The following is a 25712-nucleotide window of genomic DNA, read 5'->3' as shown; positions in this document are numbered from 1 at the left end:
AGTTGGCGTTAGGAGGAGGCGGGTGGCGCTCGCCACCCGCCGAAGATCAGAACATCGTGGTGAGGATCAACTGTGCGCAGAGGTTTCTGTCGTTATTACCGACCGAGTACCACCGCTCTCCGCATTTTTATCCGGCAGAAGCGTGCTCTCATGACACTTTGGACCACACGTCGAGACGGCCTGCAAGTGAACATAAGAGACTTGATACATTGAAACGAGAACAGTCACCCATAGGCATACGCGAGAACGGGTTGCACACGTCTCAGGCGTGCAACCCAAACCCTTGAATGATTCAGATGAGAACTGTTCGAAGCGACAACGCCTGCCAATAAATTCAACAACACAACTTCTTCTTATCGCACACCGATTCAATATGACCCCACCATCTCTGTCTATCCACTTTGTAGTTGAATCTAGTCCTTATAGTCAGTCTGGCTTGTCTTGTTACACATATAAACAATAGCCATTTTATGGAACGTGCTTTATTGGAGCAGCAACAGGTGTGACTGACGCAATCATTTGCCAAGCCTCTACCAGACTTTATGTCTGCGATATCTAAACTTTTCGGATACTGCAAATATTGCAAAAGTTAATGAGTTCATCAAACGAATTGCATTCGGTTCGTTTAGCGCCATAAAGGTGCATGCTTCGCTTCAAGGGCGTCTGGCACAGCGTCTGATCGTGCGGCTCCAGGAGGACGATCTGGAATACGCCGTGTGTGAAAAACGAAATGTCGATGTACGCTCCGAACATGAAGCGCTGGCGCCACATCCTGCATCTGTAGGATGGTAATTCGCCCATTCTGGCGACCATAATCCGATCAGGCCCTGCCCCGTTCATCGAATACCCGGCCTGAATAACCTGTGACGAAAAATAATAAGAACGTCCCACAGAGGAATCCCCATGAACCGCGATGAACACGTTGGCCTGTTGCAGGCTTTCAGCAGCCTGACTCTGGATTTTCAGCGCCTGGCGCAGCACGAGGATATAGAGCACTTCCACCAACGCGCCCTGGAACGGATCAGCCAACTGATTGCTTTCGACAGCGCATGGTGGGGGCGCGCAGCGATGATCGATGGTTTGCCGGAAGAGCACAGCCCCCATTTCTACAACTTGCCACCGAGCTACCTGTCGGATTGGCATTCTATCCGCCACCTCGACGTGACAGTGGAACGGGTCCACAAGACGCCAGGTCAGGCCGTGATTGTGGACATGCGCGATCCCTCCAATGGCCCGGGCCTAAACTGGCTGGGCGAGCGCTATGGCATTGGTCAATGGATGTGCGTGGTGTACGTTGACCCACAAACCAATCTCAGCGATCACCTTGCCCTTTACCGCAGCCCCAACGCACCTCGGTTCAACGAACTGGACTGCCAAATCCTCAACAACTTGATGTTGCATCTGGTAGCCGCCGTGTCGGCAAATCAGATCCGCACTTTAGTGGCCATGCGCGAGACCTTGACCAGCCCGCGCAACCTGGCCCTGGCAGTGTGTGACCCGCGCGGGGTATTGCAATGTGCCGAAGGCGGATTCGTCGACCTGCTACTCAAGGAATGGCCGCGTTGGAGCGGCCCCACCCTCCCCGTTACGCTGGATGAGTGTGGCCATGTAGGTAAGCTGGTGCATATCGAAGCGTTGCCCGTGGGCAACCAGTTCCTGCTGGCTGCGCGAATCAACCGTGGGCTTCCTCAGCTCAGCCCCAGAGAAAACGACGTCGCCCAAGGGTTTGGCGAAGGCAGGACCTATAAAGAAATCGCCCGGGATCTAGGTTTATCACCCAATACCGTGCGCCACCATATTCGGGCCATCTACGGCAAGCTCGGGGTAAAGGACAAGGCGCGCATCGCGCACTTGTTACATGCCCCTCCTGACTGATCACCTCTCTTTATTCAGCTTCTTTTTGTGCTGTCACTTTGACGGCCACGGGCGCGTATTGCCCATTTTTTAACCGCTGCATACAGGCGATCCAATCGCCTAAACAAAAACTTGTCCCGGAGCAGCTTCATGACCTCTTCAATCAACACCGTGCACCCACAGCAAACCACTCATACCCGCCACTGGTCTCTGCTGGCCGCTATCGTCCTGGTTGCGGCCCTCACACCGTCCATACTGCTGACCGCCCCTGCAGTGGCCGCGCAACTTGCCAGTCAGTGGGGTCTGAATCCAGCCCAGATTGGCAACCTCTTCATGGCAGAACTGGGGGCCATGGGCCTTGCCGGGGTGCCCGCATTTTGGTGGCTCAAGCGCGTTGACTTGCGCAAAGCCGCTTTCATTTCAGGCCTGGTGTTCATCATCGGTAATCTAATTTCCGCAGTCATCGCGGATTACAACACATTGATGGCATTGCGATTCTTCACCGCACTCGGCGGTGGCTCGTTGATGATCATATGCATGTCCACCGCGGCTTCACTGCCCAATGCGAACAGGGTCTACGGGCTCTGGTTGCTGGGTCAGCTGATGGTGGGCGCTATTGGCTTGCAGGTTCTTCCAATACTGTTCCAGCACTATGGCCTGGCGGCGTGTTACATCGCTCTGGCTGCTTTGATGGCGGTGGTATTGCCTCTGGTACGCGCCTTCCCTGCCAGCATTTCCAGCACCAAGATAATCTCCACTCCCGAATTGAACAAAAGCAAGGTCACCCTGGGGTTGCTGGCCATTTTCTGTTTCTACCTCAGCTTGAGCGGCGTATGGACGTTCATTGGCTCGATCGGCTCTTCGGCTTCGCTCAACGCTCAGGACACCGGAGAAATTCTGGCCATCGCCACCGTGATGGGCATCATTGGCGCCGGCTGTGCCGCAGTGATCGGCGACCGGTTACCGCGATCGTTGTTGCTGATCATCGGCTATGCAGTAATGGCCGCAGCGGTTTTGATGTTGCAGGGGCAACCCGACCTGCTCCGCTTCACCATCGCAGCCCTCGCATTCAAGTTCACCTGGACATTCGTCGTGCCACTGCTACTTGCCCGCATCAACGAACTGGCACCCAGCGGTAGCTTGATGAACGCAGCCAACCTGGTGATCGCCAGTGCCGTTGCCATTGGTCCAGGCATTGCCGGACATCTGATACAAAACAGTGGCGGTTACTACTCGACGCTCGTCAGCGCGACCGTTCTGACGCTGTTTTCGCTTGCGCTGATTCTCATCAGCCGCTCGAAAAAAGGTCAGGATAATGCGTGATTCTGCCCATGACACGGGCCTGACCGATAACGAAATCGCTCGCGACCCGGGTTCATCGCTCCATACCGTGCGGCACGCGCCTCCCGACTGACTCCTTCTCTTTCTTCACGTTCTTTTTGTGCTGTCGCTCTGACGGTCACGGGCGCGTATTGCCCATTTTTCAACTGCCGAGTACAGGCGATGCCATCACCGAAACAACAACTAAAACACGAGAGGCCTTTATATGAAGCACAAAAGCTTGCGCAACCTGACCCTGGTTTTAGGAGGCGCCCTGCTCTGCCTGGACAGCCAGGCTGCTGAACTCAACGCCCGGGATTTCTTCGGCGCGCCGTCTGGCACGATGCTGAGCGCGCTGTATTTTCCTGCCATCCGCAACAATGAGTTCCATGGTAAGGCTGACAGCACCGGCAAGGCCGATCTGAACATCAACGCCGTGGTCTATCGCCAGGTGCTATACACCGACGCCTGCGGCATGTTGTGCACTCCGCAATTCATTCTTCCGTTCGTTGATATCAATGCGCGCTTGCCAGGCGCCAGCGACCATACAAGCGAAAGGGGTTTTGGCGATCCACAGTTTGGTGGCACGTTGTTTTTCATCAACGATCCGGCTTCCCGGACTTACAGCGGCCTGCTGACGTTGATCACTTTGCCTGTGGGCGAGTACCACAGCCAGAACCCGGATGTTTCGCCCGGCGCCAATCGGTGGGGGACCACCTTCCTTTACAACTACACCCAAGGCGTTGGTGAAAAGTGGGTATTGGAAGCCAACCTCGAAGCCCAGATCTACGGCAAGAATGACGACTACTACGGCAGTGATCTTGAACAGCGTCCGCTGTATCGCCTGCAAGCCTTCGCATCCTATGACTTCACCCAGAGCACCTATGGCGCGGTTCGGCTGATACAGGCCGATGGCGGCGAGTTGCGCATCAACAATCAGCGCATCGACGGCACCCACAGGCGCTACACCCAGGTCGGTTTTGAAGTCGGGCACTGGCTCGACCGGCAGAACCAGGTGATGTTCAGCCTTTCGCAAAATGTGGCGGCAACCAACAACTACGCGGGCACCGAAGGCCTGTTACGTCTGGTTCATGTGTTTTGAATCAGCGTCCTGAAGTGCGGGCATGAGCACTCGAACACGCGACTTCCTGCACTGACTTCATTGATATCCACGCATTGATTCACTCACTTTTGCCTCGTTTAACTGGAGAGTCCGATGAAACGAAATACCGCGTTTTTTTCTGATGAATTGAGCTTTTGGCACACTCAGAGCGCTCATGTTCTGTGTGTGCCTGTTGGCGGCTGGATTCAGCCATCGGCAAGCACTGCTCATGCCGAATCGCCGGAAAGCAAGCGGCGCCTGAAAAGCCTGGTGGATGTGTCCGGGCTCGGCCAGCACTTGCTCCAGCGCAGTGCAGCCCCGGCCAGTGAGGAGGATCTGTTACGGGTCCATACCGCCGAGTATCTGCAGCGCTTCAAAGCCATGAGCGACGCCGGTGGCGGCTACCTTGGACCTGAAGCGCCTATCGGGCCGGGGAGTTACGAAATCGCTAAACTTTCCGCCGGCTTGGCAATGGCTGCGGTGGACGCCGTGCTGAGCGGCGAGGTGGACAACGCCTACTCGCTGTCGCGACCACCGGGGCATCATGCTCTCGCGGATGGCGACATGGGCGTTTGCTTTTTGGCCAATATCGCCATCGCCATCGAGGCTGCAAAGGCTCACCGAGGATTGGGCAGAGTGGCTGTGATCGACTGGGACGTGCACCACGGTAATGGCACCCAATCGATTTTCGAAAACCGTGGTGACGTGCTGACCATTTCACTGCATCAAGACGGCTGCTTCCCGCATGGGTACAGCGGCGAGGAGGATCGCGGTCTTGGAGAAGGTTTGGGAGCGAACATCAACATTCCCCTGCCAGCGGGCAGTGGTCACGGCGCTTACATGCACGCGATGGAACGCATCGTTCTCCCGGCTCTGGAGCGCTTCAAGCCCGAGCTGATCATCGTTGCCTGCGGCTTCGACGCCAGCGCTGTCGATCCCATGGCGCGCATGTTGCTGCACAGTGAATCGTTCCGCCTGATGACCCGAGCAGTCCGTCAAGCCGCCGAGCACCTATGCGATGGCCGGATGGTCCTGGTGCATGAGGGGGGTTATGCCGAAGTCTACGTACCGTTTTGTGGGCTGGCGACGATTGAAGAGATGTCAGGCGTGCGCACTGAAGTCGACGACCCCATGTTGGAGGCTATTGAGTTGCAGCAACCCAGGAAGGTAACGTTGACCTTTCAGCGTCAATGGATAGACCAACTGGCGCAGGCTGTTTTAGCGTAAACCGGCGGCGCCGCCAGTCTCGGTCGCCAAGTCCCGAAAGCGGATGATACCGGTACCGACTGAGCGGCACCCGTTGCAAACCAACGCCACGAACTCAGCGACGCGCAGTCGCTGGGTAACGTGCCGGTGCGATTCTCGCTTGGAGAACAAGCGACTCCCATAGGTGCGAAGCACAGACCATGGACACAAAGAAATTACTGCTTGCGGTCAGACTGGCCGAAACCCTGCACTTCGGCAAAGCGGCAGAAATTGAAAACATGGCGCAGTCAGGACTGAGCGCGCAGATCGCCAAACTCGAAAGTGAACTGGGGTTCCGACTGTTCGAGCGGGCCAATCGCCGGGTGACGCTTACACAAGCCGGTGAGATTTTCCTAGATAAGGCGCGCGTGATCATTGCGGATATGCACCACTCGATTGAGGCGTGCAAAGCACTGGCGGACAAAAAACGGGCCGTTCTCAAAGTCGGTTTGTTCAGCGATCAAGCAGCAGAATACACACACCCCATGTTTGCACTTTTCCAACGACTCAATCCGGACGTTCGGTTGGTGTTTGTCGAATTGCAAATGACCAATCAGGTTCAATCCTTGGTGAGCGGCAATGTTGATGTGGTGTTGATGCGCATTCCAATGTATGACGACAGGCTGGAATATATCGAGCTGTTCAAGGAACCGAGAGTGGCCGTAGTGCCCTCTACACACGACCTTGCGACCGCCCAGTCACTCAAGGTCTCAGACCTGCTCGACAAACCGTTCGCGATTCCCGCCGAGGGCGCGCCTGCGGATCTGATTTCATACTGGAGCTTTGCCGACATCAGAAACAGCCCGAGCGAGGTGGCTGCCAACGTCAAAACCATTTCCGAGGTCATCTTCGCAGTGGCCTACGGAGGCGCGTTCGATACGTTCCCCTCATCGTTAACCAAGGCTTACAACCATCCCGGCATTCGGTACGTCCCGATTGAAGACGCCTCCTACAGTACGATGTCGCTTGCCACGCTTGAAGGCAACCGCAGCCCCGGGATCAGAGCGTTACGGTACTGCGCCTCTCAGGTCTTCAACATCGTCTCGCTTGCCTGAAGCGTTAGGCGTCTTCAACCCTCTGGTTGCCCCTGCCAGCACCAGACCTGACCCGCGTTTTTTTGATCTGAATTCGTGATTGATCGATCAGGGTTTGTGCGTTGAACCCCTATTCAGGCAGTCACATACTCAACCTGCCAGTTAACAAAATCTCCGTGTAAGTGCTGAAACGTTAGCGACGCCCACCCTGTCGATGCAAGGTGCACTCAGGATTTACGTTGCGTCGAATGCCGAACCTATTGACGAACACACGCAGGCGCTCAAATAAAAATAATAGGTAGCGAAACATGAAAAAATCCAAATTCTTTCCTTCTGCCGTAGACCCACTACCGAACGCACTTTACCTATTGATCCTGTCACCTGAACGATGACCGGCATCGCCGGTAGTTGGCGTCAGGCATCGTAGCAGTGAACTCAAATATCCCGCTATAGAGTGCCTGCTGTCGTTCATGCCCAGCGTTTTAAGGTCAAGCAATAGCGCTACTTAAAAGGCGTACTCAGGAACACTTCTAGTGATCGAGTGATCTTGAGGTCCTCGCTCATTCGCCAGGAGAAAGACATGCAAAACCATGAACAGACGCAGCACCTGAAAACAGGTTCTCTGGGAGTATCCGACATTGTATTTTTTGTGGTCGCCGCGGCTGCGCCACTTGGCGCCACGCTCGGCGGTTCACCCGCAGTCTTTGTCATAGCCGGCCGAAGCGCGCCAAGTCTTTACTTGTGCGCATCCGTCATATTGATTCTTTTCGCCATCGGCTTTGCCGCTATGAGCCGTTACATCGTCAGCGCGGGCGGATTTGCCAAACTGGTCGAAGTGGGCATCGGCCAACGAGCCGGATACGCAGGGTCCGGCATCGCGATCCTTGCTTATGTCTGCATGCTCAGCGGGATCTACGGCGCCTTTGCTGCCTTCAATTCAGACTTGATAAAAAATTTCCTGGCCATTGAGGTGAGTTGGCAAATCAGTGCGTTTTTTGCCATTGTCATCGTCGCAGCATTTGGCTACTTGGATGTCAACGTATCCGCCAGAATTCTGGGTTGCCTGATGATTCTGGAAGTGTTGATACTTGTTGTGTTCGATATCGCGGTCTTGCTTAAAGCCCCGTCAGCGGACATGACCTTCTCGAACTTTATCCCGCAAGATTTCAGCACACCCGGACTGGGCGTTGCACTGATGTTCGCGTTTGCCTGTTTTGTCGGTTTCGAGTCCACCACCATTTACGGGGAAGAAGCTAAAAACCCGAACCGAACGATCCCAATTGCAACCTACATCGCCATCGCGCTGATCGGCATTTTCTACACGCTGACCACCTGGTGTCTGGGCATCGCTTACACGGGCAGCGATATACAAGCGGCAGCCACAGGTGATCTGGTCAACTTTGTTTTCAACATGAACACACGCTATGTCGGCCTGTGGTCCACTGAGTGGATGCAAGTGCTGGCCGTGACCAGCCTGTTTGCGGTTCTGCTCTCCTTTCACAACGCGCTGTGCCGCTATCTCTACTCACTGGCGCGCTCGAAATTCCTGTTTCGGTCGCTGGGCCGGGTTCATCCAAAACACTGCAGTCCTTACTACGCAAGTTTGGCGGTTAGCCTGGTCTCTCTGGCCATCGTGCTCGCCTTCATGCTGACCGGCGCAGACCCGATGAGCAATCTCTACATGTGGATGGTTGCCCTTGGCACGCTGGCGATCCTTGTCTTGCAGGCCATGGGGGCCATTGCAGTCCTTGCCTACTTTAAAAAGAAACAGGTCGGCTTTTTCTGGCAAGGATTCGTTGCGCCTGTAGTGGGAGGAGCCGGCCTGATTGTTGTGGTGGTGCTCGCACTGACCAACTTCAAGGAATTGAGCGGCTCTCAATCCGAGATGGTCAGCTTCTTGCCATGGCTGGTGCCCGTCGCAGCCATCCTCGGGATCATCAACGGGAAATGGCAAGCAGACCAGGCAATGCCCAATGAAAGCCCGGCATGACATGCACAGGCCTACCTCTTGATTAACCTAAGTGCTGGCGCCGTTAAACGCCAGCACGCTACACAGACTGTTGTCTGATTTCAATGCGGGAGTCACCATGAAACTTGACTATCAACAATCCATCAAAAATTTTTCAGAAGCCTTCTATCGGTCAAAAGCAGAAACCACAAAAGGCAAAGATGTTATTCCAGGGGGGTTCAGCCGGCGTACATTCGCTTTCGGCCCGCATGCCATCTTCGTGGAGAAAGGTGAGAAACAATACATCCACACCATTGACGGAAGAAAACTGCTAGACCTTAACAACAACTTTTCAACCAACGTGTTGGGCCATAACCATCCCGACATCATCAAAGCAATTGTCGACATGCTGCCCAACGGTTTTTCTTTCGGCAACCCTAGCGATCATGAGCTGGAGCTGGCCAAACTGATTTGCGACAGGATTGAATCCATCGAGCAGGTTAAGTTCTCGTGTTCGGCTAGCGAGTCATGCCTGAGCGCTGTGCGAATCGCCAGGGGTTATACAGGCCGTCGAAAAATCGCCAAGTTCGAGGGCGGCTATCATGGTTTTACTGATGACCTTGCGATTTCGGCGCACCCCAATCCAGATAACTTCCCGGGCCCGGATTTCAATCCAAAGGCATTGCCGGATTCGGACGGCATTCCCAATCACGTCAGTGACAATGTCATTGTGTTGATTCAAAACAACTTCGAAGCCTGCGAGAAAATCCTTCGTGGCAATTCGGAAGACATTGCCTGCGTCATCATGGAGCTTCAAGCCTGCGCGGGGGGGATCATCGAACTGGACAAAACCTTTGTACAGAAAATCCGCGCACTGACCAAAGAGCTGGGTATATTGCTCATCGTCGATGAAACGGTCACGTTGCGCGCCGCCTACAACGGCCTGCAAAGCGTGTACGAAATCAAGCCCGACTTGACGGTCCTGGGCAAGATGATTGGCGGTGGTCTGCCCATTGGCGCAGTCGGTGGCAGCCGGGAAGTCTTCCAGGTTCTCGAAAACAATCAGGTCATGATTTCAGGCACTCACCATGGCCATCCATTGGCCTGTGCTGCGGGCATTGCTTGCATGAAAGCCATGGACCAGAAAGCCTATGCCAAGCTGAACGAGATGGCTTACAAAATCAAAACCGAACTCAATACCTGGGCGGCAGAACACCGCTACCCCTTCAGCATTTTTGGTTCGTTTTCGGTGTTCGCCTTTGCATTTACCCACGCGCTGGGCCAGACCATCACGACGCATCGTGATTACTGGCACAAGATTGACGATAACAACATGGGTATTTACGCCTTGGAAATGGCCACGCGTGGATACTTTCCGGTGCACAGAGGCCAGGTCGGGCTGACATTGCCGATGACGGAAGACGATGTTGTTGGTTACATCGAAACGACAAAGGAAGTTGTGCGTCTTATCTACAGCGCTGAGTAATACTGCCTGGGTCAACGTTGCACTCAGGCTCACCTTGAAATACTTGGGTGCAACGCGTTGAAAAACCCCGGAAGAAAACGTGTCCGAACGCGCAAGCGTGTCTGAACGCACCCGAAGGACAGTCTAGCGTGTCGCGCATATGTCAAAGTTCATTGTGAGGCATCTGAAAATACCCACATCAATTAAACGCCTCATCATTACTTCAAAGCGCTCTTATAAGCAGAGCGACCTTGGAAACGAACCGCCGCTTAAGAGAGGCCCTGGTTATGAGTAGCATTGTGGCGAGGACGGTTTTCATGGGTTTTTAAGTAACGTTTTTGATGCGCGCTGTTCTTTCGCGCTAACGATGGGTGCAGCTCACATGCACGTTTTGTCACTTAATATCTTTAAATATCCGAAAAATCAGTTGTACATATCCGAATAATTTGGAGTGCCCGCGCCGCGAGTGTTTGGCGCGGTTATTGAGTGAATCCGTATAGGCGCCGAAGAGCGCCACTGTGCTACGCAACCGTGGAGCCTTGCTATGAATCCTCATTCCGCTGTCCCGAGGGACATCAGAATCAGCAGCTATGACATCGCTGGCGCACATGCCTGGATGGAAGAAATGTGTGGCCCTCACACGCTCAACAGCTCTCAGCCTTGCCGGGTTTCGTTCCGCCACAGTGCGCGCGTGTTTGGTTCTTGTTCCACGACCGTTGGGACCATGGAGTACGGCGCCGACGTCTGCGTTGGTCTTGAAGGGGCTAAGCACTTGGACAGCTATAGCCTGAGCCTGCCTCTGGTTGGCGAACAGGAACTGCTTCATCTGGGGGGGCGTGTTCAGTCCAATCCAAATGTCGGCTTGATTGTTGACCCTTTTCACCGTCAAGAGCTGTCGATGACCGGCAACTGCAAGAAACTGTCGGTCGTCATTCCTCGTGTGACCATGAGGCAGGCGCTCGAAGACATTTTGTCGCATCCCGTTCAGGCTCCGATCAGTTTTGATCCCGTGATGGACGCGCAGGCAGGGGCGAGTGCTTCTTGGTGGCGTCTTATTGGGCATTTCGTGACTGAGCTGGAGCAAGGCGGCGCATTATTCGATCAGACCCTGTTCTCGCAAAATATTGAACTGGCGTTGGTCAGAGGGCTGATACTTGCACAGCAGAGTAATTACAGCGATGAAATACAACAGAGTTTGATTGGCCGGTTGCCGTCCTACTTAGTGCACGCCAGAGACTTCATACATACCCATGCACGGGAAGATTTCAGGCTAGAGCATATTGAAAAAGTAGCCGGCGTATCACGCTTCAAGCTCTTCGATGGATTTAAAAAACACATGGGTATGTCGCCCATGGCCTATCTTAAAAAATACCGCTTGGCTGAAGTTCGCAAGCAGATTCTGAAAGGCGGTCATGGAAGCAGCATTTCCGGCTTGGCTACCGAATGGGGATTCGGTCATTTGGGCCGTTTCTCGAGCGAATACCGAAAACTCTTCAATGAAACCCCAAGCGCGACGATGCACCGCAATGAGCACAACAGGGCGCATATGAGTTGAGTAGTCGGTGATGCCACTAACACTACGAGGTGCCATGTTCACTATCGTGGAGGCATTCGCTTCCATCGGTCGATTACATTGAAACTGTGCAACTAATTCATCCGCGAGTGGAGACGTCAGAGGCCGGCACCACTTTGCTACGCAGCCTGGCCGGACTTGACAGCATAGACAGCGGGCAGTTGCTGGTGCCGAAGGCGCGGGCGGCCGTATCATTACTATTGGCCCCCTAAGAAAAGCGTGCGGACTGTAAACGATTTACTAACGAATGGAATCCCTCTGATCGTTGTTGCTGAGCACGACGATGGGCGTACGCAACAGGTCGGGGCGGAACACACGCTCACAACTGGCGTAAAAAACTGTTGCAATCGATCAGGGCGAAAACGGGAGAAGGGTTCATCGGCCGGCATCATGGATGCTGTATTTATGTACAGTTAATCACGCCGATACGCCGCTGCCGCTACCCGCTCATCCGATTTGCATCCTGGGCCCAGGCTCCTACAGTTTCGAACGTAGCCACCATGCCGAGGCCAGCGATGCGCAGCGCCGAAAAAACCCAGCACATAGCCACCGCCAAGGCCTTGCAGAAGATCCCCCGCAGTGTATGGGCGCTGGGCTTCGTGTCGATGTTCATGGACATTTCCTCGGAGATGATCCACGCCCTGCTGCCGCTGTACATGGTCACCGTGCTCGGTACTTCGATGATGGCGGTGGGCGTGATCGAAGGCATCGCCGAGGCGACGGCATCGATCACCAAGGTATTTTCCGGCGCGCTGAGTGACCGGCTGGGCAAGCGCAAGCTGCTGACAGTACTGGGTTATGGCCTGAGCGCGCTGACCAAGCCGGTGTTCCCCTTGGCCTCGGGCCTGGACGGGTTGATCGCGGCGCGTTTCGTCGACCGCATGGGCAAGGGCATCCGGGGTGCGCCGCGGGATGCGCTGGTGGCCGATGTGACACCGCCCGAGTTGCGCGGCGCAGCGTTTGGCCTGCGCCAGGCACTGGACACGGTCGGTGCCTTTATTGGGCCGTTGCTGGCGATCCTGTTGATGTGGCTCACGGCCAGCCATTTCCAGACGGTGTTCTGGGTTGCGGTGATCCCTGCATGCCTGGCGGTCGTCACCCTCGTGGCGTTTGTCCGCGAGCCCGAAGCCACGCCGGCGACACGACCTGTGCGCTCACCGCTGGCAATGGGTGAACTGATGCGGCTTGGCGCTGGCTACTGGCGACTGATCGCCCTGGCCATGGTATTTACCCTGGCGCGCTTCAGTGAGGCCTTCCTGCTGCTACGTGCCCAGGACATGGGCCTGGCCGCAGTATGGGCACCGGCCGTGCTGGTGGTGATGGCCCTGGCCTATTCGCTGTCGGCCTACCCCGCCGGGGTGCTGTCGGACAGGCTCGGTCGGCGTGGCGTGCTGATGACCGGGCTGGGGCTGCTGGTGGTGGCTGACCTGCTGTTGGCCCTGTGGCCGAGCTGGGCCGGGCTGGCGCTGGGGGTGGTGGCCTGGGGGCTGCACCTGGGTTTCACCCAGGGCGTGTTTGCCGCGTTGATCGCCGACAGCGCCCCGGCCAACCTGCGCGGTACCGCGTTTGGCCTGTTCCACCTGCTAACCGGCGTTGCGCTGCTGGCCGCGAGTGTGGTGGCGGGGCTGTTGTGGGATGGGGTCGGGTTCCAGGCTACGTTCTTGCTCGGCGCGGCGTTCGCAGGGGCCACCCTTGTCGGGGTTGGCCTGCTGCGCTGAACGGCCCTAGTGACTATTTCAGATCATGACTGCGCACGCTGAAAGTCACCACGCCCCAGATCGTCAACTCGTCGCCTTCCAGGATGTATCGTGGGGGGTAACGCGGATTCTCCGAGCGCAACGCCACCTGCCCGCCAAAGCGGTGCAGCCGCTTGCACAGCGGTTCGCCATTGACCGCAGCGATCACGATCTGGCCATGCCGCGCTTCGAGGGAGCGGTCCACCAGCACCAGGTCGCCATCGAAGATCCCGGCACCCTGCATGCTGTCACCGTCTATCCTGACCAGATACATGTGCGGGGCCCTCAGGTTGAACAGTTCATCCAGTGAGATGGGCTGCTCCATGTGGTCCGCCGCCGGCGACGGGAAGCCTGCCGGAATACGGAACAGATAACGCGGCACAGCGCCGCTACCGAAGGTGATGGGGCCCAGAATGGAAGTCATGGCACGGCCTTGAATTTAACTGTATATAGATACAGTATCGGTCCGCTGAGTATCAGGTCAATTTCGGCGTAGGTTATTTCGACAAGTGGGGGGGTACATGCCATGTGTGGACGCTTCGCCCAGTACCAGGGTCTGGCCGTTTACCTGCGTGAACTGAACGCCGAACAGGACGTGATCAGCGGCTACGACAACCTGCCGATCGGCCGCTACAACGTTGCCCCTGGTAGCCAGGTATTGATCTTGCACACTGCCGACGACGGCCTGCGCATCGACCCCTGCCACTGGGGCTGGGCACCTTTCTGGGCCACGCGCAAACACCCGGCGCCAATCAACGCGCGGGTCGAGACAGTGACCACAGGCAAGTTCTTCAAGGCCCTTTGGCCTCAGGGACGGGCGTTGGTAATGGCAGATGGCTGGTACGAATGGGTGGCCGACCCACACGATGCCAAGCGCAAGCAGCCGTACTTCATCCGCTTGAAAAGCCAGGCGCCGATGTTCATGGCCGCGTTGGCCGAGGTGCACACGGGGATGGCGCCTAACGAGGGCGATGGCTTCGTGATCATCACTGCGGCCAGCGACCAGGGCATGGTCGACATCCATGACCGCCGGCCTATGGTGCTGGGGCCGGTGGATGCTCGCGAATGGATTGACGCTGATGTACCTGCCGAACACGCCGAACGCCTCGCGCGGGAGCGATGCCTGCCGGTGGAGGCGTTCGAGTGGTTTGCGGTGGGCAAGGAGGTAGGAAATGTGCGCAACGATGGGGCCGAGTTGATCCTGATGCAGGATCCCGAGCATCAGCCTTGACGTTGTATCGCCATTCCCCGCCCCCCCAGCCGCTAAACCGGAACGTGCACCGGTTGCTGCTCCATCACTGACCAGCCGCCATGCCCGTCCACCTCCAGCCGATGAGTATGGAACGCTGCCAACGTACTGCGGTGGCCGACGCTGACCAGCAAGGTGTTTGGCATCTCACTGCGCAACAGCGCATACAGCGTATGCTCCAACCCTTCGTCCATAGCCGAGGTGGACTCGTCGAGAAACACCACCTGGGGCTGGTTGAACAGCACGCGGGCAAACGCCAGGCGTTGTTGCTCACCGACCGAGAGTATGTGCGACCAGTCACAACTGACATCCAGGCGCTCGGCAAGGTGGGCCAGGTTGACCTGGCGCAAGGCCTGCTGCATGCGCGCTTGGTCCTCTGGCACGCTTGCCGAGGGGTAGGCGATGACGGTGCACAGATCGCCCAACGGCAGATACGGCCGCTGCGACAGGAACAGCGCCTGGTGCCCAATGGGCCGCCTGACCTCACCTTCAGCATAGGGCCACAGCCCCGCCAGCGCACGCAACAAGGTGGTCTTACCGCTCCCCGAGGGCCCTTTGATCAACAACGCCTGACCGGCTCGCAAGCTTAGGGCGAGGTCGGCGATAAGGGGGTGGCCATCGGGGCGCAGTACCTGCAAACGGGTGATATCCAAAGCGTGTGCCTGCTCCTCGGTCGTGACGCGCGGTAGCGAACTGGCCTGTTCATTGGCATCAAGGAAGCCAGTCAAACGATCGAGGGTGGCACGGTATTGGGCGAACGCGTCGTAAGACTCGCGGAAGAAAGACAACGAATCCTGCACTTGGCCAAACGCCTGGGAAGTCTGCATGACGTCGCCAAGCTTGATAGCGCCGCTGAAGAAACGCGGCGCCTGGAGGATGAAAGGGAAGACCACGGCGACCTGGCTGATGCCAAGGTTGAAGCCGCTGAACTTCAGGTTCCGGAAGACCAGTGCCCAGGCGTTGACGATCAGTGCGCCAAAGCGGCCCATCAACGTGCCCCGCTCGACCTCGGCCCCCTGGTAGAAGGCAATGTTCTCGGCATTTTCGCGCAGACGCATCAGGGCGTAACGGAAGTTAGCGGTGAGTTTTTCGTTGAGGAAGTTCAGGCGAATCAATGGGCGCCCGAGCCGAAAGGCGATCCAGGTCGCGACGATCACATACAGGTACACGGCAAAGACCATCGCCCGTGGAATCTCGAACCCAGCCACTGCCAGCGGTGCCGACAACCCCCAAAGGATGCCCGTGAAGGCCACCAGCGACACCAGCGCGCTGACCGCGCCAAGCGCAAGCGACACAGAGTTGGTGACAAAAGCGTTTACGTCCAGCTCGATGCGCTGGTCGGGGTTATCCACCGGTTCGGCGAGGAACTGGCCACGGTAATAGGCATCGCCATGCATCCAGTCGCGGGTCAGGCGCTCGGTGAGCCAGACTCGCCAGCGAATGCTGAAGGCCTGTGTCACGTAGAACGTAAACAACGAGCGCAACACATGAAGGGTGGCCAACACCGCAAACACCCCGAGCAAGTACCAGAAGGCGGTCTGGTCGAGACCTTGCAGGGCGCTGTAGAAGCCGTTGTACCAGAACGAAAACAGCACGTTCATGCGCACCGAGAACAGCGTCATCACCAGTAACAGGGTAAATACCAACAACGGCCGCCAGCTACGCCTGAAGCTGAAGTACGACCCGGCCAGTTGCCAGAATTGGCTGCCCCAGCGTGTAAAACGTACGGCCAGTGTCGCGGCTGCTGCGAAGCAGGCCAAGGTGATGAACGAGGCGATTGCCAGCCAACTCAGGCTCTCTTGCAAAGCCTGGTGCCAGTTCATTTCCATGATGGATATCCATGCTGAGTATTTCCACGAGGGTAGCATTGCCCCGTGATTCATCAGGCATAGATGACGCATCTTTCATTAGGCTCTGTACGAAAAGTTTTGTGGGAGCGGGCTTGCCCCGCGATGGAGTGCGAAGCGCTCCTGTACCCGATATCAAATAGTGTCAAAGACGCCGCGAATTCAGGCTTTGCTGCCGCGTTGCGGCAGATCGCGGGGCAAGCCCGCTCCCACAACGATGGATGAATGCCGCCCGGTGGCGCGATTGCTATCGCACGCCAGAAAAGACAAAACCCCTACCTGCTCGCGCAGATAGGGGTTTTGCGAAATGAATCTTGACGATGACCTACTCTCACATGGGGAAACCCCACACTACCATCGGCGATGCATCGTTTCACTACTGAGTTCGGGATGGGATCAGGTGGTTCCAATGCTCTATGGTCGTCAAGAAATTCTGTAGCCAGAATGTCCAGATGGACAGCCCAGCGAATTCGGATATGCGATATTTGTGGTTACGAACTTTCGGTTATTTCGTCTTCACCACCACAATTCGGCGTCTTACGCTCAAATTGCTTGGGTGTTATATGGTCAAGCCTCACGGGCAATTAGTATTGGTTAGCTCAACGCCTCACAGCGCTTACACACCCAACCTATCAACGTCGTAGTCTTCGACGGCCCTTTAGGGGATTCAAGATCCCAGTGAGATCTCATCTTGAGGCAAGTTTCCCGCTTAGATGCTTTCAGCGGTTATCTCTTCCGAACATAGCTACCCGGCAATGCCACTGGCGTGACAACCGGAACACCAGAGGTTCGTCCACTCCGGTCCTCTCGTACTAGGAGCAGCCCCTCTCAAATCTCAAACGTCCACGGCAGATAGGGACCGAACTGTCTCACGACGTTCTAAACCCAGCTCGCGTACCACTTTAAATGGCGAACAGCCATACCCTTGGGACCGGCTTCAGCCCCAGGATGTGATGAGCCGACATCGAGGTGCCAAACACCGCCGTCGATATGAACTCTTGGGCGGTATCAGCCTGTTATCCCCGGAGTACCTTTTATCCGTTGAGCGATGGCCCTTCCATACAGAACCACCGGATCACTAAGACCTACTTTCGTACCTGCTCGACGTGTTTGTCTCGCAGTCAAGCGCGCTTTTGCCTTTATACTCTACGACCGATTTCCGACCGGTCTGAGCGCACCTTCGTACTCCTCCGTTACTCTTTGGGAGGAGACCGCCCCAGTCAAACTACCCACCATACACTGTCCTCGATCCGGATAACGGACCTGAGTTAGAACCTCAAAGTTGCCAGGGTGGTATTTCAAGGATGGCTCCATGAGAACTGGCGTCCCCACTTCAAAGCCTCCCACCTATCCTACACAAGCAAATTCAAAGTCCAGTGCAAAGCTATAGTAAAGGTTCACGGGGTCTTTCCGTCTAGCCGCGGATACACTGCATCTTCACAGCGATTTCAATTTCACTGAGTCTCGGGTGGAGACAGCGCCGCCATCGTTACGCCATTCGTGCAGGTCGGAACTTACCCGACAAGGAATTTCGCTACCTTAGGACCGTTATAGTTACGGCCGCCGTTTACCGGGGCTTCGATCAAGAGCTTCGCTTGCGCTAACCCCATCAATTAACCTTCCGGCACCGGGCAGGCGTCACACCCTATACGTCCACTTTCGTGTTTGCAGAGTGCTGTGTTTTTAATAAACAGTCGCAGCGGCCTGGTATCTTCGACCGGCATGGGCTTACGGAGCAAGTCCTTAACCCTCGCCGGCGCACCTTCTCCCGAAGTTACGGTGCCATTTTGCCTAGTTCCTTCACCCGAGTTCTCTCAAGCGCCTTGGTATTCTCTACCTAACCACCTGTGTCGGTTTGGGGTACGGTTCCCAGTTATCTGAAGCTTAGGAGCTTTTCTTGGAAGCATGGCATCAACCACTTCGTCGCCTAAAGGCAACTCGTCATCAGCTCTCGGCCTTGAGATCCCGGATTTGCCTAAGATCTCAGCCTACCACCTTAAACTTGGACAACCAACGCCAAGCTGGCCTAGCCTTCTCCGTCCCTCCATCGCAATAACTGGAAGTACAGGAATATTAACCTGTTTTCCATCGACTACGCTTTTCAGCCTCGCCTTAGGGACCGACTAACCCTGCGTCGATTAACGTTGCGCAGGAAACCTTGGTCTTTCGGCGTGGGAGTTTTTCACTCCCATTGTCGTTACTCATGTCAGCATTCGCACTTCTGATACCTCCAGCAAGCTTCTCAACTCACCTTCACAGGCTTACAGAACGCTCCTCTACCGCATCACCAAAAGGTGATACCCGTAGCTTCGGTGCATGGTTTGAGCCCCGTTACATCTTCCGCGCAGGCCGACTCGACTAGTGAGCTATTACGCTTTCTTTAAAGGGTGGCTGCTTCTAAGCCAACCTCCTAGCTGTCTAAGCCTTCCCACATCGTTTCCCACTTAACCATGACTTTGGGACCTTAGCTGACGGTCTGGGTTGTTTCCCTTTTCACGACGGACGTTAGCACCCGCCGTGTGTCTCCCATGCTCGGCACTTGTAGGTATTCGGAGTTTGCATCGGTTTGGTAAGTCGGGATGACCCCCTAGCCGAAACAGTGCTCTACCCCCTACAGTGATACATGAGGCGCTACCTAAATAGCTTTCGAGGAGAACCAGCTATCTCCGAGCTTGATTAGCCTTTCACTCCGATCCACAGGTCATCCGCTAACTTTTCAACGGTAGTCGGTTCGGTCCTCCAGTCAGTGTTACCTAACCTTCAACCTGCCCATGGATAGATCGCCCGGTTTCGGGTCTATACCCAGCGACTAAACGCCCTATTAAGACTCGCTTTCGCTACGCCTCCCCTATTCGGTTAAGCTCGCCACTGAATATAAGTCGCTGACCCATTATACAAAAGGTACGCAGTCACCTAACAAAGTAGGCTCCCACTGCTTGTACGCATACGGTTTCAGGATCTATTTCACTCCCCTCTCCGGGGTTCTTTTCGCCTTTCCCTCACGGTACTAGTTCACTATCGGTCAGTCAGTAGTATTTAGCCTTGGAGGATGGTCCCCCCATATTCAGACAAAGTTTCTCGTGCTCCGTCCTACTCGATTTCATTGATAAGAGATTTTCGTGTACGGGGCTATCACCCACTATGGCCGCACTTTCCAGAGCGTTCCACTAATCTCAAACCAACTTAAGGGCTGGTCCCCGTTCGCTCGCCACTACTAAGGGAATCTCGGTTGATTTCTTTTCCTCAGGGTACTTAGATGTTTCAGTTCCCCTGGTTCGCCTCTTGCACCTATGTATTCAGTACAAGATACTCAGCTTATGCTGAGTGGGTTCCCCCATTCAGAGATCTCTGGATCACAGTCTGTTTGCCGACTCCCCAAAGCTTATCGCAGGCTACCACGTCTTTCATCGCCTCTGACTGCCAAGGCATCCACCGTATGCGCTTCTTCACTTGACCATATAACCCCAAGCAATCTGGTTATACTGTGAAGACGACATTCGCCGAAAATTCGTTTTGCTCTTTCGAGCCCACAAATTTTACCTTAGCCTGATCCACTACCAGTGAAAGTAGTGTTCAGTCTATTTCTATCACATATCCGAATTTTTAAAGAACGATCTGACAAAAGTCAGAAATCAACATTCATCACCGAATGTTCATTTCTAAGTTCTGACAAGCTACTGCATACTGCGGAAGTGGTGGAGCCAAGCGGGATCGAACCGCTGACCTCCTGCGTGCAAGGCAGGCGCTCTCCCAGCTGAGCTATGGCCCCGTAGTCTAGGCTGCACCATGTAATGGTAGGTCTGGGCAGATTTGAACTGCCGACCTCACCCTTATCAGGGGTGCGCTCTAACCAACTGAGCTACAGACCTATAACAGGGTCGCGTTACAGCATCGTCTTTATACAAGTGAATCAAGCAATTCGTGTGGGAGCTCATCAGCAGGCTGATGTCGTCGATTAAGGAGGTGATCCAGCCGCAGGTTCCCCTACGGCTACCTTGTTACGACTTCACCCCAGTCATGAATCACACCGTGGTAACCGTCCTCCCGAAGGTTAGACTAGCTACTTCTGGTGCAACCCACTCCCATGGTGTGACGGGCGGTGTGTACAAGGCCCGGGAACGTATTCACCGCGACATTCTGATTCGCGATTACTAGCGATTCCGACTTCACGCAGTCGAGTTGCAGACTGCGATCCGGACTACGATCGGTTTTGTGAGATTAGCTCCACCTCGCGGCTTGGCAACCCTCTGTACCGACCATTGTAGCACGTGTGTAGCCCAGGCCGTAAGGGCCATGATGACTTGACGTCATCCCCACCTTCCTCCGGTTTGTCACCGGCAGTCTCCTTAGAGTGCCCACCATAACGTGCTGGTAACTAAGGACAAGGGTTGCGCTCGTTACGGGACTTAACCCAACATCTCACGACACGAGCTGACGACAGCCATGCAGCACCTGTGTCAGAGTTCCCGAAGGCACCAATCTATCTCTAGAAAGTTCTCTGCATGTCAAGGCCTGGTAAGGTTCTTCGCGTTGCTTCGAATTAAACCACATGCTCCACCGCTTGTGCGGGCCCCCGTCAATTCATTTGAGTTTTAACCTTGCGGCCGTACTCCCCAGGCGGTCAACTTAATGCGTTAGCTGCGCCACTAAAATCTCAAGGATTCCAACGGCTAGTTGACATCGTTTACGGCGTGGACTACCAGGGTATCTAATCCTGTTTGCTCCCCACGCTTTCGCACCTCAGTGTCAGTATCAGTCCAGGTGGTCGCCTTCGCCACTGGTGTTCCTTCCTATATCTACGCATTTCACCGCTACACAGGAAATTCCACCACCCTCTACCGTACTCTAGCTTGCCAGTTTTGGATGCAGTTCCCAGGTTGAGCCCGGGGCTTTCACATTCAACTTAACAAACCACCTACGCGCGCTTTACGCCCAGTAATTCCGATTAACGCTTGCACCCTCTGTATTACCGCGGCTGCTGGCACAGAGTTAGCCGGTGCTTATTCTGTCGGTAACGTCAAAACAGCAAGGTATTCGCTTACTGCCCTTCCTCCCAACTTAAAGTGCTTTACAATCCGAAGACCTTCTTCACACACGCGGCATGGCTGGATCAGGCTTTCGCCCATTGTCCAATATTCCCCACTGCTGCCTCCCGTAGGAGTCTGGACCGTGTCTCAGTTCCAGTGTGACTGATCATCCTCTCAGACCAGTTACGGATCGTCGCCTTGGTGAGCCATTACCCCACCAACTAGCTAATCCGACCTAGGCTCATCTGATAGCGCAAGGCCCGAAGGTCCCCTGCTTTCTCCCGTAGGACGTATGCGGTATTAGCGTTCCTTTCGAAACGTTGTCCCCCACTACCAGGCAGATTCCTAGGCATTACTCACCCGTCCGCCGCTGAATCGAAGAGCAAGCTCTTCTCATCCGCTCGACTTGCATGTGTTAGGCCTGCCGCCAGCGTTCAATCTGAGCCATGATCAAACTCTTCAGTTCAATACTGCTTGGGTTTTTAAGAAACCCTAAACTTGGCTCAGCAATCTCAAATGACTATGTGATTTCTCGCATGGTCACTTGTGATGCTGATAATCTTTGTGACTATCAGCCCATACTCACAAGCACCCACACGAATTGCTTGATTCAATTTGTTAAAGAGCGTTTGGTTAAGAGCTTTTCGTCTCAACCGAGGCGCGCATTCTACGCTTTCCTCAGAGCCTGTCAAGCGTTTATTTTGAAGTTTTTCGCGAGAATCTCGTTTAGCTTCAAACACTTAACTCGCTGCGATCTCTCGTAGCGGGAGGCGAATTCTACAGCGTTTAGAAGCGCTGTCAACCACCATTTCAACCGCTGACGATCTTTCGATCGAAGCACTTCCATCATCACCTGAATCGATTAACTCTTTGATACTCAAGGAGTTTCTCGTTCCAAACACGCTGGAAGTGGGGCGCATTATAAGGGGATTCGAAACCCCGTCAACCTTTAATTTAAAGAAAGTGACACCTTGCCCTCCACCCCCGCAATTGCGCACTATAGTGCACACCAAGCCCGTTCAAGGATCGCCGCCCAGAAATGAACACCCAACCCCGCAGCCTGGCCGCCACCCTCTTCCCCATTGGCCTGCTGCTCATCGCCATGGCATCTATACAGTCCGGTGCGTCACTGGCCAAAAGCATGTTCCCCATCATCGGCGCCCAGGGTACTACCGCGCTGCGCCTGATCTTCGCCAGCATTATCATGCTACTGATCCTGCGCCCATGGCGTGTCCGTATGACCGCCAACACCCTGCGCAATGTCGTCATCTATGGCATGGCACTCGGCGGCATGAACTTCCTCTTCTATATGTCGCTGCAGACAGTGCCTATCGGCATTGCCGTGGCACTGGAGTTCACTGGCCCTCTCGCCGTGGCGATCTGCTCCTCTCGCCGCCCCATCGACTTTGTCTGGATCGCCCTGGCGATTGCCGGCTTGCTGCTGTTGCTGCCGGCAGGCCATGGCGGGCAAGCGCTCGACCCGGTAGGCGCCGCCTATGCCTTGGGTGCAGGCGTGTGCTGGGCGCTCTACATCCTGTTCGGCCAACGCGCCGGAGCCGAGCACGGCATCCAGAGCGCCGCACTCGGGGTAGTGGTCGCCGCACTCTTCGTAGCGCCTATCGGCGTGATCCACGCCGGCAGCGCATTGCTCACCCCCGCCGTGATCCCATTGGCCCTGGCTGTCGCGGTACTCTCCACCGCCCTGCCCTACAGCCTGGAAATGGTTGCCCTGACACGCATGCCAGCGCGCACCTTCGGTACGCTGATGAGTATCGAACCGGCGTTTGGCGCGCTCTCTGGCCTGCTGTTCCTCGGCGAGGTACTGAGTGCCACCCAATGGCTGGCGATTCTGGCCATCATCGTCGCGTCAGTGGGCACCACACTGTCCATGCGCCAAGCGCCCACCCCAGCAGTCGCCGCCGACTGATATGAGAAATATTTTCATTTGAGACGGGAATAGTGATTGTAGCGGCCCGCCTCGCTGATTAAGCTGTCACAGAATCAACATCTTTACGCTATCTACTGGACCGAACACGGACGCTGGGGAAACTTCAGGACGAACCGAAGCGATAACGACAGGGCCAGACAGCTGATCCGCCCTGCATTTAAGGACAGGAATGAAACGTATTTTGCTCATCCTGGCCATCTTGGCTATTGCTGGATGTGCCGCCACGGCCAAGACTGAGGTCAAAAGGGGTAAGAAAGGCCTGCATATCAGTTGCTCTGGCCTTTCCTCGTCGTGGGACAACTGCTACAGCAAGGCCAAGACGTCCTGCAGCACACGTGGCTACAAGGTCATTGCGCGCTCGGGCGACACAGATGAAGAAGCAGGCGACTATCTGTTCGGCATCAATCCGGCTGGCTACACCAGCCGCAGCATGATCGTCATCTGCAAGTGATGACCTCACGCAACTGAAAAAGGGCAGCGCGAACGCTGCCCTTTTTGTTTGCTGACAATCACAAAGGCGCGGTACGTGCCTGCAACCAGGTCAGGGCTTCGCCTTTCAGCAAAGGCGCAAGACGCTCACGCACCATAGCGTGGTAACCGTTCAGCCAGTCCAGTTCCTCCTTGGCGAGCAACTCGGGCAGCAGGCAGCGCGTGTCGATCGGGCAAAGGGTCAAGGTCTCGAAGTTCAGGAAATCACCGAAAGCACTCTTGCCCGCCTCGCGGCTAACCACCAGGTTCTCGATACGAACGCCCCACTCCCGTGGCCGGTAAGTGCCCGGCTCGATCGAACTGATCATGCCTGCCTGCATCGCAGTCTGCGGCGTGGGCGCCGCTTGATAGGCGATCACCTGCGGCCCCTCATGCACGTTCATGAAGTAGCCCACCCCATGACCGGTACCGTGCCCATAATCCACCTGATCCGCCCAGATCGGCGCCCGGGCAATGGCATCGAGCAGTGGCGAGAGAATCCCGCGCGGGAAGGTGGCGCGCGACAGCGCAATCATGCCCTTGAGCACGCGCGTGCAATCCTGCTTCTGCGCATACGTCGGGTTACCGACCGGCACCATCCGGGTAATGTCCGTGGTGCCCCCCAGGTACTGCCCACCCGAATCAATCAGCAGCAAACCGTCACCTTCGATGGTCGCATGCGACTGCTCGGTGGCGCGGTAGTGAGGCATCGCACCGTTGCCGTTGAAGGCCGCAATGGTCGAGAAGCTTAGCGACACGAAGTCTGGACGACGCGCACGCGCTGCGCTGAGTTGCTCATCGACCGTCAACTCGGTGATGGTCTCTCGGCCCAGGCTTGCTTCAAACCAGGCGAAGAACTCGCACAAGGCGGCGCCATCCTGCTCCATGGCCCGGCGAATGTGCACAAGATCTTCCACACGCTTGCACGACTTGCTCAGGGTGGTGGGGTTGACCCCCTCGACCAGTTCGACGCCAGGGCCCAGGTTTTCCAGCAGGCCGCAGGTAACCCGCGCGGGGTCAACCAGCAGCCGGGCTCCTGACGGCACCGCACCCAGGGCGCTGCCTATCTCGGCATAGTCACGCACCTCGATGCCGTCAACCGCAAGCACGTGACGCAGATGATCATCGACCTTGTCCCGCCCCACGAACACCGTCGCCTGCTGCTGACTGATCAGGGCGAAGGAAACAAAGACCGGGTTGTAGGACACGTCGCTGCCGCGCAGATTGAACAGCCAGGCGATGTCATCCAGGGTGGCGATGAAGTGCCAGTCGGCGCCCTTGGCCTGCAAGCTTTCGCGTAGCTGGGCGAGCTTGTCTGCCCGGTTCTGCGTGGCATGCGGTGGCAAGTGTTGATAAACCGGGTTGCTCGGCAGCGACGGGCGGCCCTCCCCCCAAACCTCGCCAAGCAAGTCCTTGTCGGTAATCAGCCTCACCTCCCGGGCCTTCAGGCGCTCCCCCAGCAGTCGCGCCGACGCCAAGGCCATGACCGCACCGTCTACCGCAACAGCGCCCTTGGGTTCGATGTGCTCACCCAGCCACTCCAGCGCGCCCGGCTTGCCGGGCAGCAGCTTCATCAGTTGGATGCCACTGCCTGCCAGCTCGTTCTCGGCCTGCTCCCAGTAGCGGCTGTCGACCCAGAGCCCGGCAAAGCCTGCCGTGACCACCAAGGTGCCGACCGACCCGTAGAAACCGGACAGCCATTGACGCCCCTGCCAGAAGCCGGGCAGGTATTCGGAAAGATGCGGGTCTGCCGATGGCACCAGCAGCGCGTCGATGCCCTCTGCGGCCATTGCCTGGCGCACGCGCGCCAGGCGCTCCGGCACACGTTGCTCAATCGAGGTCTGAACGTTCATGCGCACTCCTGCGAAAACATCTCTGCTAATCCAGACTGTGGAT

Annotated in this window: 15 protein-coding genes, 2 tRNA genes, 3 rRNA genes and 2 pseudogenes; 13 read left to right on the top strand and 9 right to left on the bottom strand. The window is 56.0% G+C overall.

Going from position 1 to position 25712, the window contains the following annotated elements:
- Positions 1–903 precede the first annotated feature (903 nt).
- From ACSSU5_RS19325 to ACSSU5_RS19285, 9 genes and pseudogenes are all read left to right on the top strand, one after another.
- Positions 904–1875 carry a response regulator transcription factor gene (locus ACSSU5_RS19325; RefSeq protein ID WP_492559527.1) on the top strand — a complete coding sequence of 324 codons (972 nt, stop codon included), beginning with the start codon at positions 904–906 and terminating at the stop codon, positions 1873–1875.
- A 129-nt stretch (positions 1876–2004) separates the two neighbouring features.
- Positions 2005–3177 carry an MFS transporter gene (locus ACSSU5_RS19320; protein ID WP_492559526.1) on the top strand — a complete coding sequence of 391 codons (1173 nt, stop codon included), beginning with the start codon at positions 2005–2007 and terminating at the stop codon, positions 3175–3177.
- Between the two features lie 223 nt (positions 3178–3400).
- The gene (locus ACSSU5_RS19315) at positions 3401–4276 is read left to right on the top strand and encodes a transporter (RefSeq protein ID WP_264309430.1); all 876 of its coding nucleotides are present in this window, start codon (positions 3401–3403) and stop codon (positions 4274–4276) included.
- 114 nt (positions 4277–4390) lie between these two features.
- A complete protein-coding gene (locus ACSSU5_RS19310; protein ID WP_492559525.1) occupies positions 4391–5503 on the top strand; it encodes a class II histone deacetylase in 1113 nt (370 codons plus the stop codon).
- Between the two features lie 179 nt (positions 5504–5682).
- A complete protein-coding gene (locus ACSSU5_RS19305; protein ID WP_264309432.1) occupies positions 5683–6576 on the top strand; it encodes a LysR family transcriptional regulator in 894 nt (297 codons plus the stop codon).
- A 559-nt stretch (positions 6577–7135) separates the two neighbouring features.
- Positions 7136–8545 carry an APC family permease gene (locus ACSSU5_RS19300; RefSeq protein WP_492559524.1) on the top strand — a complete coding sequence of 470 codons (1410 nt, stop codon included), beginning with the start codon at positions 7136–7138 and terminating at the stop codon, positions 8543–8545.
- A 97-nt stretch (positions 8546–8642) separates the two neighbouring features.
- Complete coding sequence (locus ACSSU5_RS19295) at positions 8643–9989, top strand: aspartate aminotransferase family protein (RefSeq protein WP_264309434.1); 1347 nt, start codon at positions 8643–8645, stop codon at positions 9987–9989.
- A 523-nt stretch (positions 9990–10512) separates the two neighbouring features.
- Positions 10513–11523: an AraC family transcriptional regulator gene (locus ACSSU5_RS19290; RefSeq protein ID WP_492559523.1), complete on the top strand. Its 1011-nt coding sequence runs from the start codon at positions 10513–10515 to the stop codon at positions 11521–11523.
- 128 nt (positions 11524–11651) lie between these two features.
- Positions 11652–11732: pseudogene (locus tag ACSSU5_RS19285) on the top strand (sulfonate ABC transporter ATP-binding protein); the annotation flags it as partial.
- Between the two features lie 70 nt (positions 11733–11802).
- Here ACSSU5_RS19285 and ACSSU5_RS19280 read toward each other — a convergent pair.
- Positions 11803–11920, bottom strand: a pseudogene (locus ACSSU5_RS19280) (Y-family DNA polymerase); the annotation flags it as partial.
- Between the two features lie 136 nt (positions 11921–12056).
- Between ACSSU5_RS19280 and ACSSU5_RS19275 the strand changes: the two are divergent.
- A complete protein-coding gene (locus tag ACSSU5_RS19275) occupies positions 12057–13259 on the top strand; it encodes an MFS transporter (RefSeq protein ID WP_492561341.1) in 1203 nt (400 codons plus the stop codon).
- Between the two features lie 13 nt (positions 13260–13272).
- Here ACSSU5_RS19275 and ACSSU5_RS19270 read toward each other — a convergent pair whose 3' ends face one another.
- Entirely contained in the window at positions 13273–13701 is a 429-nt protein-coding gene (locus ACSSU5_RS19270; RefSeq protein WP_492559522.1) for a LexA family protein, read from the bottom strand.
- Between the two features lie 102 nt (positions 13702–13803).
- Between ACSSU5_RS19270 and ACSSU5_RS19265 the strand changes: the two genes are divergently transcribed.
- Entirely contained in the window at positions 13804–14508 is a 705-nt protein-coding gene (locus ACSSU5_RS19265) for an SOS response-associated peptidase family protein (RefSeq protein WP_492559521.1), read from the top strand.
- Between the two features lie 32 nt (positions 14509–14540).
- On the opposite strand, the gene ACSSU5_RS19260 is transcribed toward ACSSU5_RS19265, so the two are convergent.
- The 6 genes from ACSSU5_RS19260 to ACSSU5_RS19235 form a co-directional block, all read right to left on the bottom strand.
- A complete protein-coding gene (locus ACSSU5_RS19260) occupies positions 14541–16355 on the bottom strand; it encodes an ABC transporter ATP-binding protein/permease (RefSeq protein WP_492559520.1) in 1815 nt (604 codons plus the stop codon).
- A 330-nt stretch (positions 16356–16685) separates the two neighbouring features.
- A 5S ribosomal RNA gene (gene rrf, locus ACSSU5_RS19255) occupies positions 16686–16801 on the bottom strand.
- 135 nt (positions 16802–16936) lie between these two features.
- A 23S ribosomal RNA gene (locus ACSSU5_RS19250) occupies positions 16937–19829 on the bottom strand.
- Positions 19830–20066: 237 nt separating this feature from the next.
- Positions 20067–20142 (bottom strand) — tRNA-Ala (locus tag ACSSU5_RS19245).
- Positions 20143–20165: 23 nt separating this feature from the next.
- A tRNA-Ile gene (locus ACSSU5_RS19240) sits at positions 20166–20242 on the bottom strand.
- 87 nt (positions 20243–20329) lie between these two features.
- Positions 20330–21866, bottom strand: a 16S ribosomal RNA gene (locus ACSSU5_RS19235).
- Together the 16S, 23S and 5S rRNA genes with 2 tRNA genes alongside form the textbook arrangement of a ribosomal RNA operon.
- A 573-nt stretch (positions 21867–22439) precedes the next feature.
- On the opposite strand from ACSSU5_RS19235, the gene rhtA reads away from it, so the two are divergent.
- Positions 22440–23327, top strand: a complete 888-nt coding sequence (gene rhtA, locus ACSSU5_RS19230; RefSeq protein WP_264309440.1) for a threonine/homoserine exporter RhtA — start codon at positions 22440–22442, stop codon at positions 23325–23327.
- Positions 23328–23517: 190 nt separating this feature from the next.
- Positions 23518–23799, top strand: a complete 282-nt coding sequence (locus ACSSU5_RS19225) for a hypothetical protein (RefSeq protein ID WP_264309441.1) — start codon at positions 23518–23520, stop codon at positions 23797–23799.
- A gap of 58 nt (positions 23800–23857) precedes the next feature.
- Here ACSSU5_RS19225 and ACSSU5_RS19220 read toward each other — a convergent pair whose 3' ends face one another.
- Positions 23858–25669 (bottom strand): aminopeptidase P family protein, encoded by a 1812-nt coding sequence (locus tag ACSSU5_RS19220; RefSeq protein ID WP_492559519.1) that lies wholly within the window; start codon positions 25667–25669, stop codon positions 23858–23860.
- Positions 25670–25712: the final 43 nt, after the last annotated feature.

It is taken from the genome of Pseudomonas sp. E1MeOHC2 (genome assembly GCF_058745025.1).
Note: the sequence above shows the minus strand (reverse complement) of the source record. Positions and strands in the feature narration are given on the sequence as shown.

Coding starts and splice junctions, on each gene's coding strand:
- ACSSU5_RS19300 (WP_492559524.1), top strand. CDS start 7,136: ATGCAAAACCATGAACAGACGCAGCACCTGAAAACAGGTTCTCTGGGA.
- ACSSU5_RS19305 (WP_264309432.1), top strand. CDS start 5,683: ATGGACACAAAGAAATTACTGCTTGCGGTCAGACTGGCCGAAACCCTG.
- ACSSU5_RS19270 (WP_492559522.1), bottom strand. CDS start 13,701: ATGACTTCCATTCTGGGCCCCATCACCTTCGGTAGCGGCGCTGTGCCG.
- ACSSU5_RS19275 (WP_492561341.1), top strand. CDS start 12,057: ATGCGCAGCGCCGAAAAAACCCAGCACATAGCCACCGCCAAGGCCTTG.
- ACSSU5_RS19325 (WP_492559527.1), top strand. CDS start 904: ATGAACCGCGATGAACACGTTGGCCTGTTGCAGGCTTTCAGCAGCCTG.
- ACSSU5_RS19265 (WP_492559521.1), top strand. CDS start 13,804: ATGTGTGGACGCTTCGCCCAGTACCAGGGTCTGGCCGTTTACCTGCGT.
- ACSSU5_RS19260 (WP_492559520.1), bottom strand. CDS start 16,355: ATGGAAATGAACTGGCACCAGGCTTTGCAAGAGAGCCTGAGTTGGCTG.
- ACSSU5_RS19310 (WP_492559525.1), top strand. CDS start 4,391: ATGAAACGAAATACCGCGTTTTTTTCTGATGAATTGAGCTTTTGGCAC.
- ACSSU5_RS19315 (WP_264309430.1), top strand. CDS start 3,401: ATGAAGCACAAAAGCTTGCGCAACCTGACCCTGGTTTTAGGAGGCGCC.
- ACSSU5_RS19320 (WP_492559526.1), top strand. CDS start 2,005: ATGACCTCTTCAATCAACACCGTGCACCCACAGCAAACCACTCATACC.
- ACSSU5_RS19290 (WP_492559523.1), top strand. CDS start 10,513: ATGAATCCTCATTCCGCTGTCCCGAGGGACATCAGAATCAGCAGCTAT.
- rhtA (WP_264309440.1), top strand. CDS start 22,440: ATGAACACCCAACCCCGCAGCCTGGCCGCCACCCTCTTCCCCATTGGC.
- ACSSU5_RS19220 (WP_492559519.1), bottom strand. CDS start 25,669: ATGAACGTTCAGACCTCGATTGAGCAACGTGTGCCGGAGCGCCTGGCG.
- ACSSU5_RS19225 (WP_264309441.1), top strand. CDS start 23,518: ATGAAACGTATTTTGCTCATCCTGGCCATCTTGGCTATTGCTGGATGT.
- ACSSU5_RS19295 (WP_264309434.1), top strand. CDS start 8,643: ATGAAACTTGACTATCAACAATCCATCAAAAATTTTTCAGAAGCCTTC.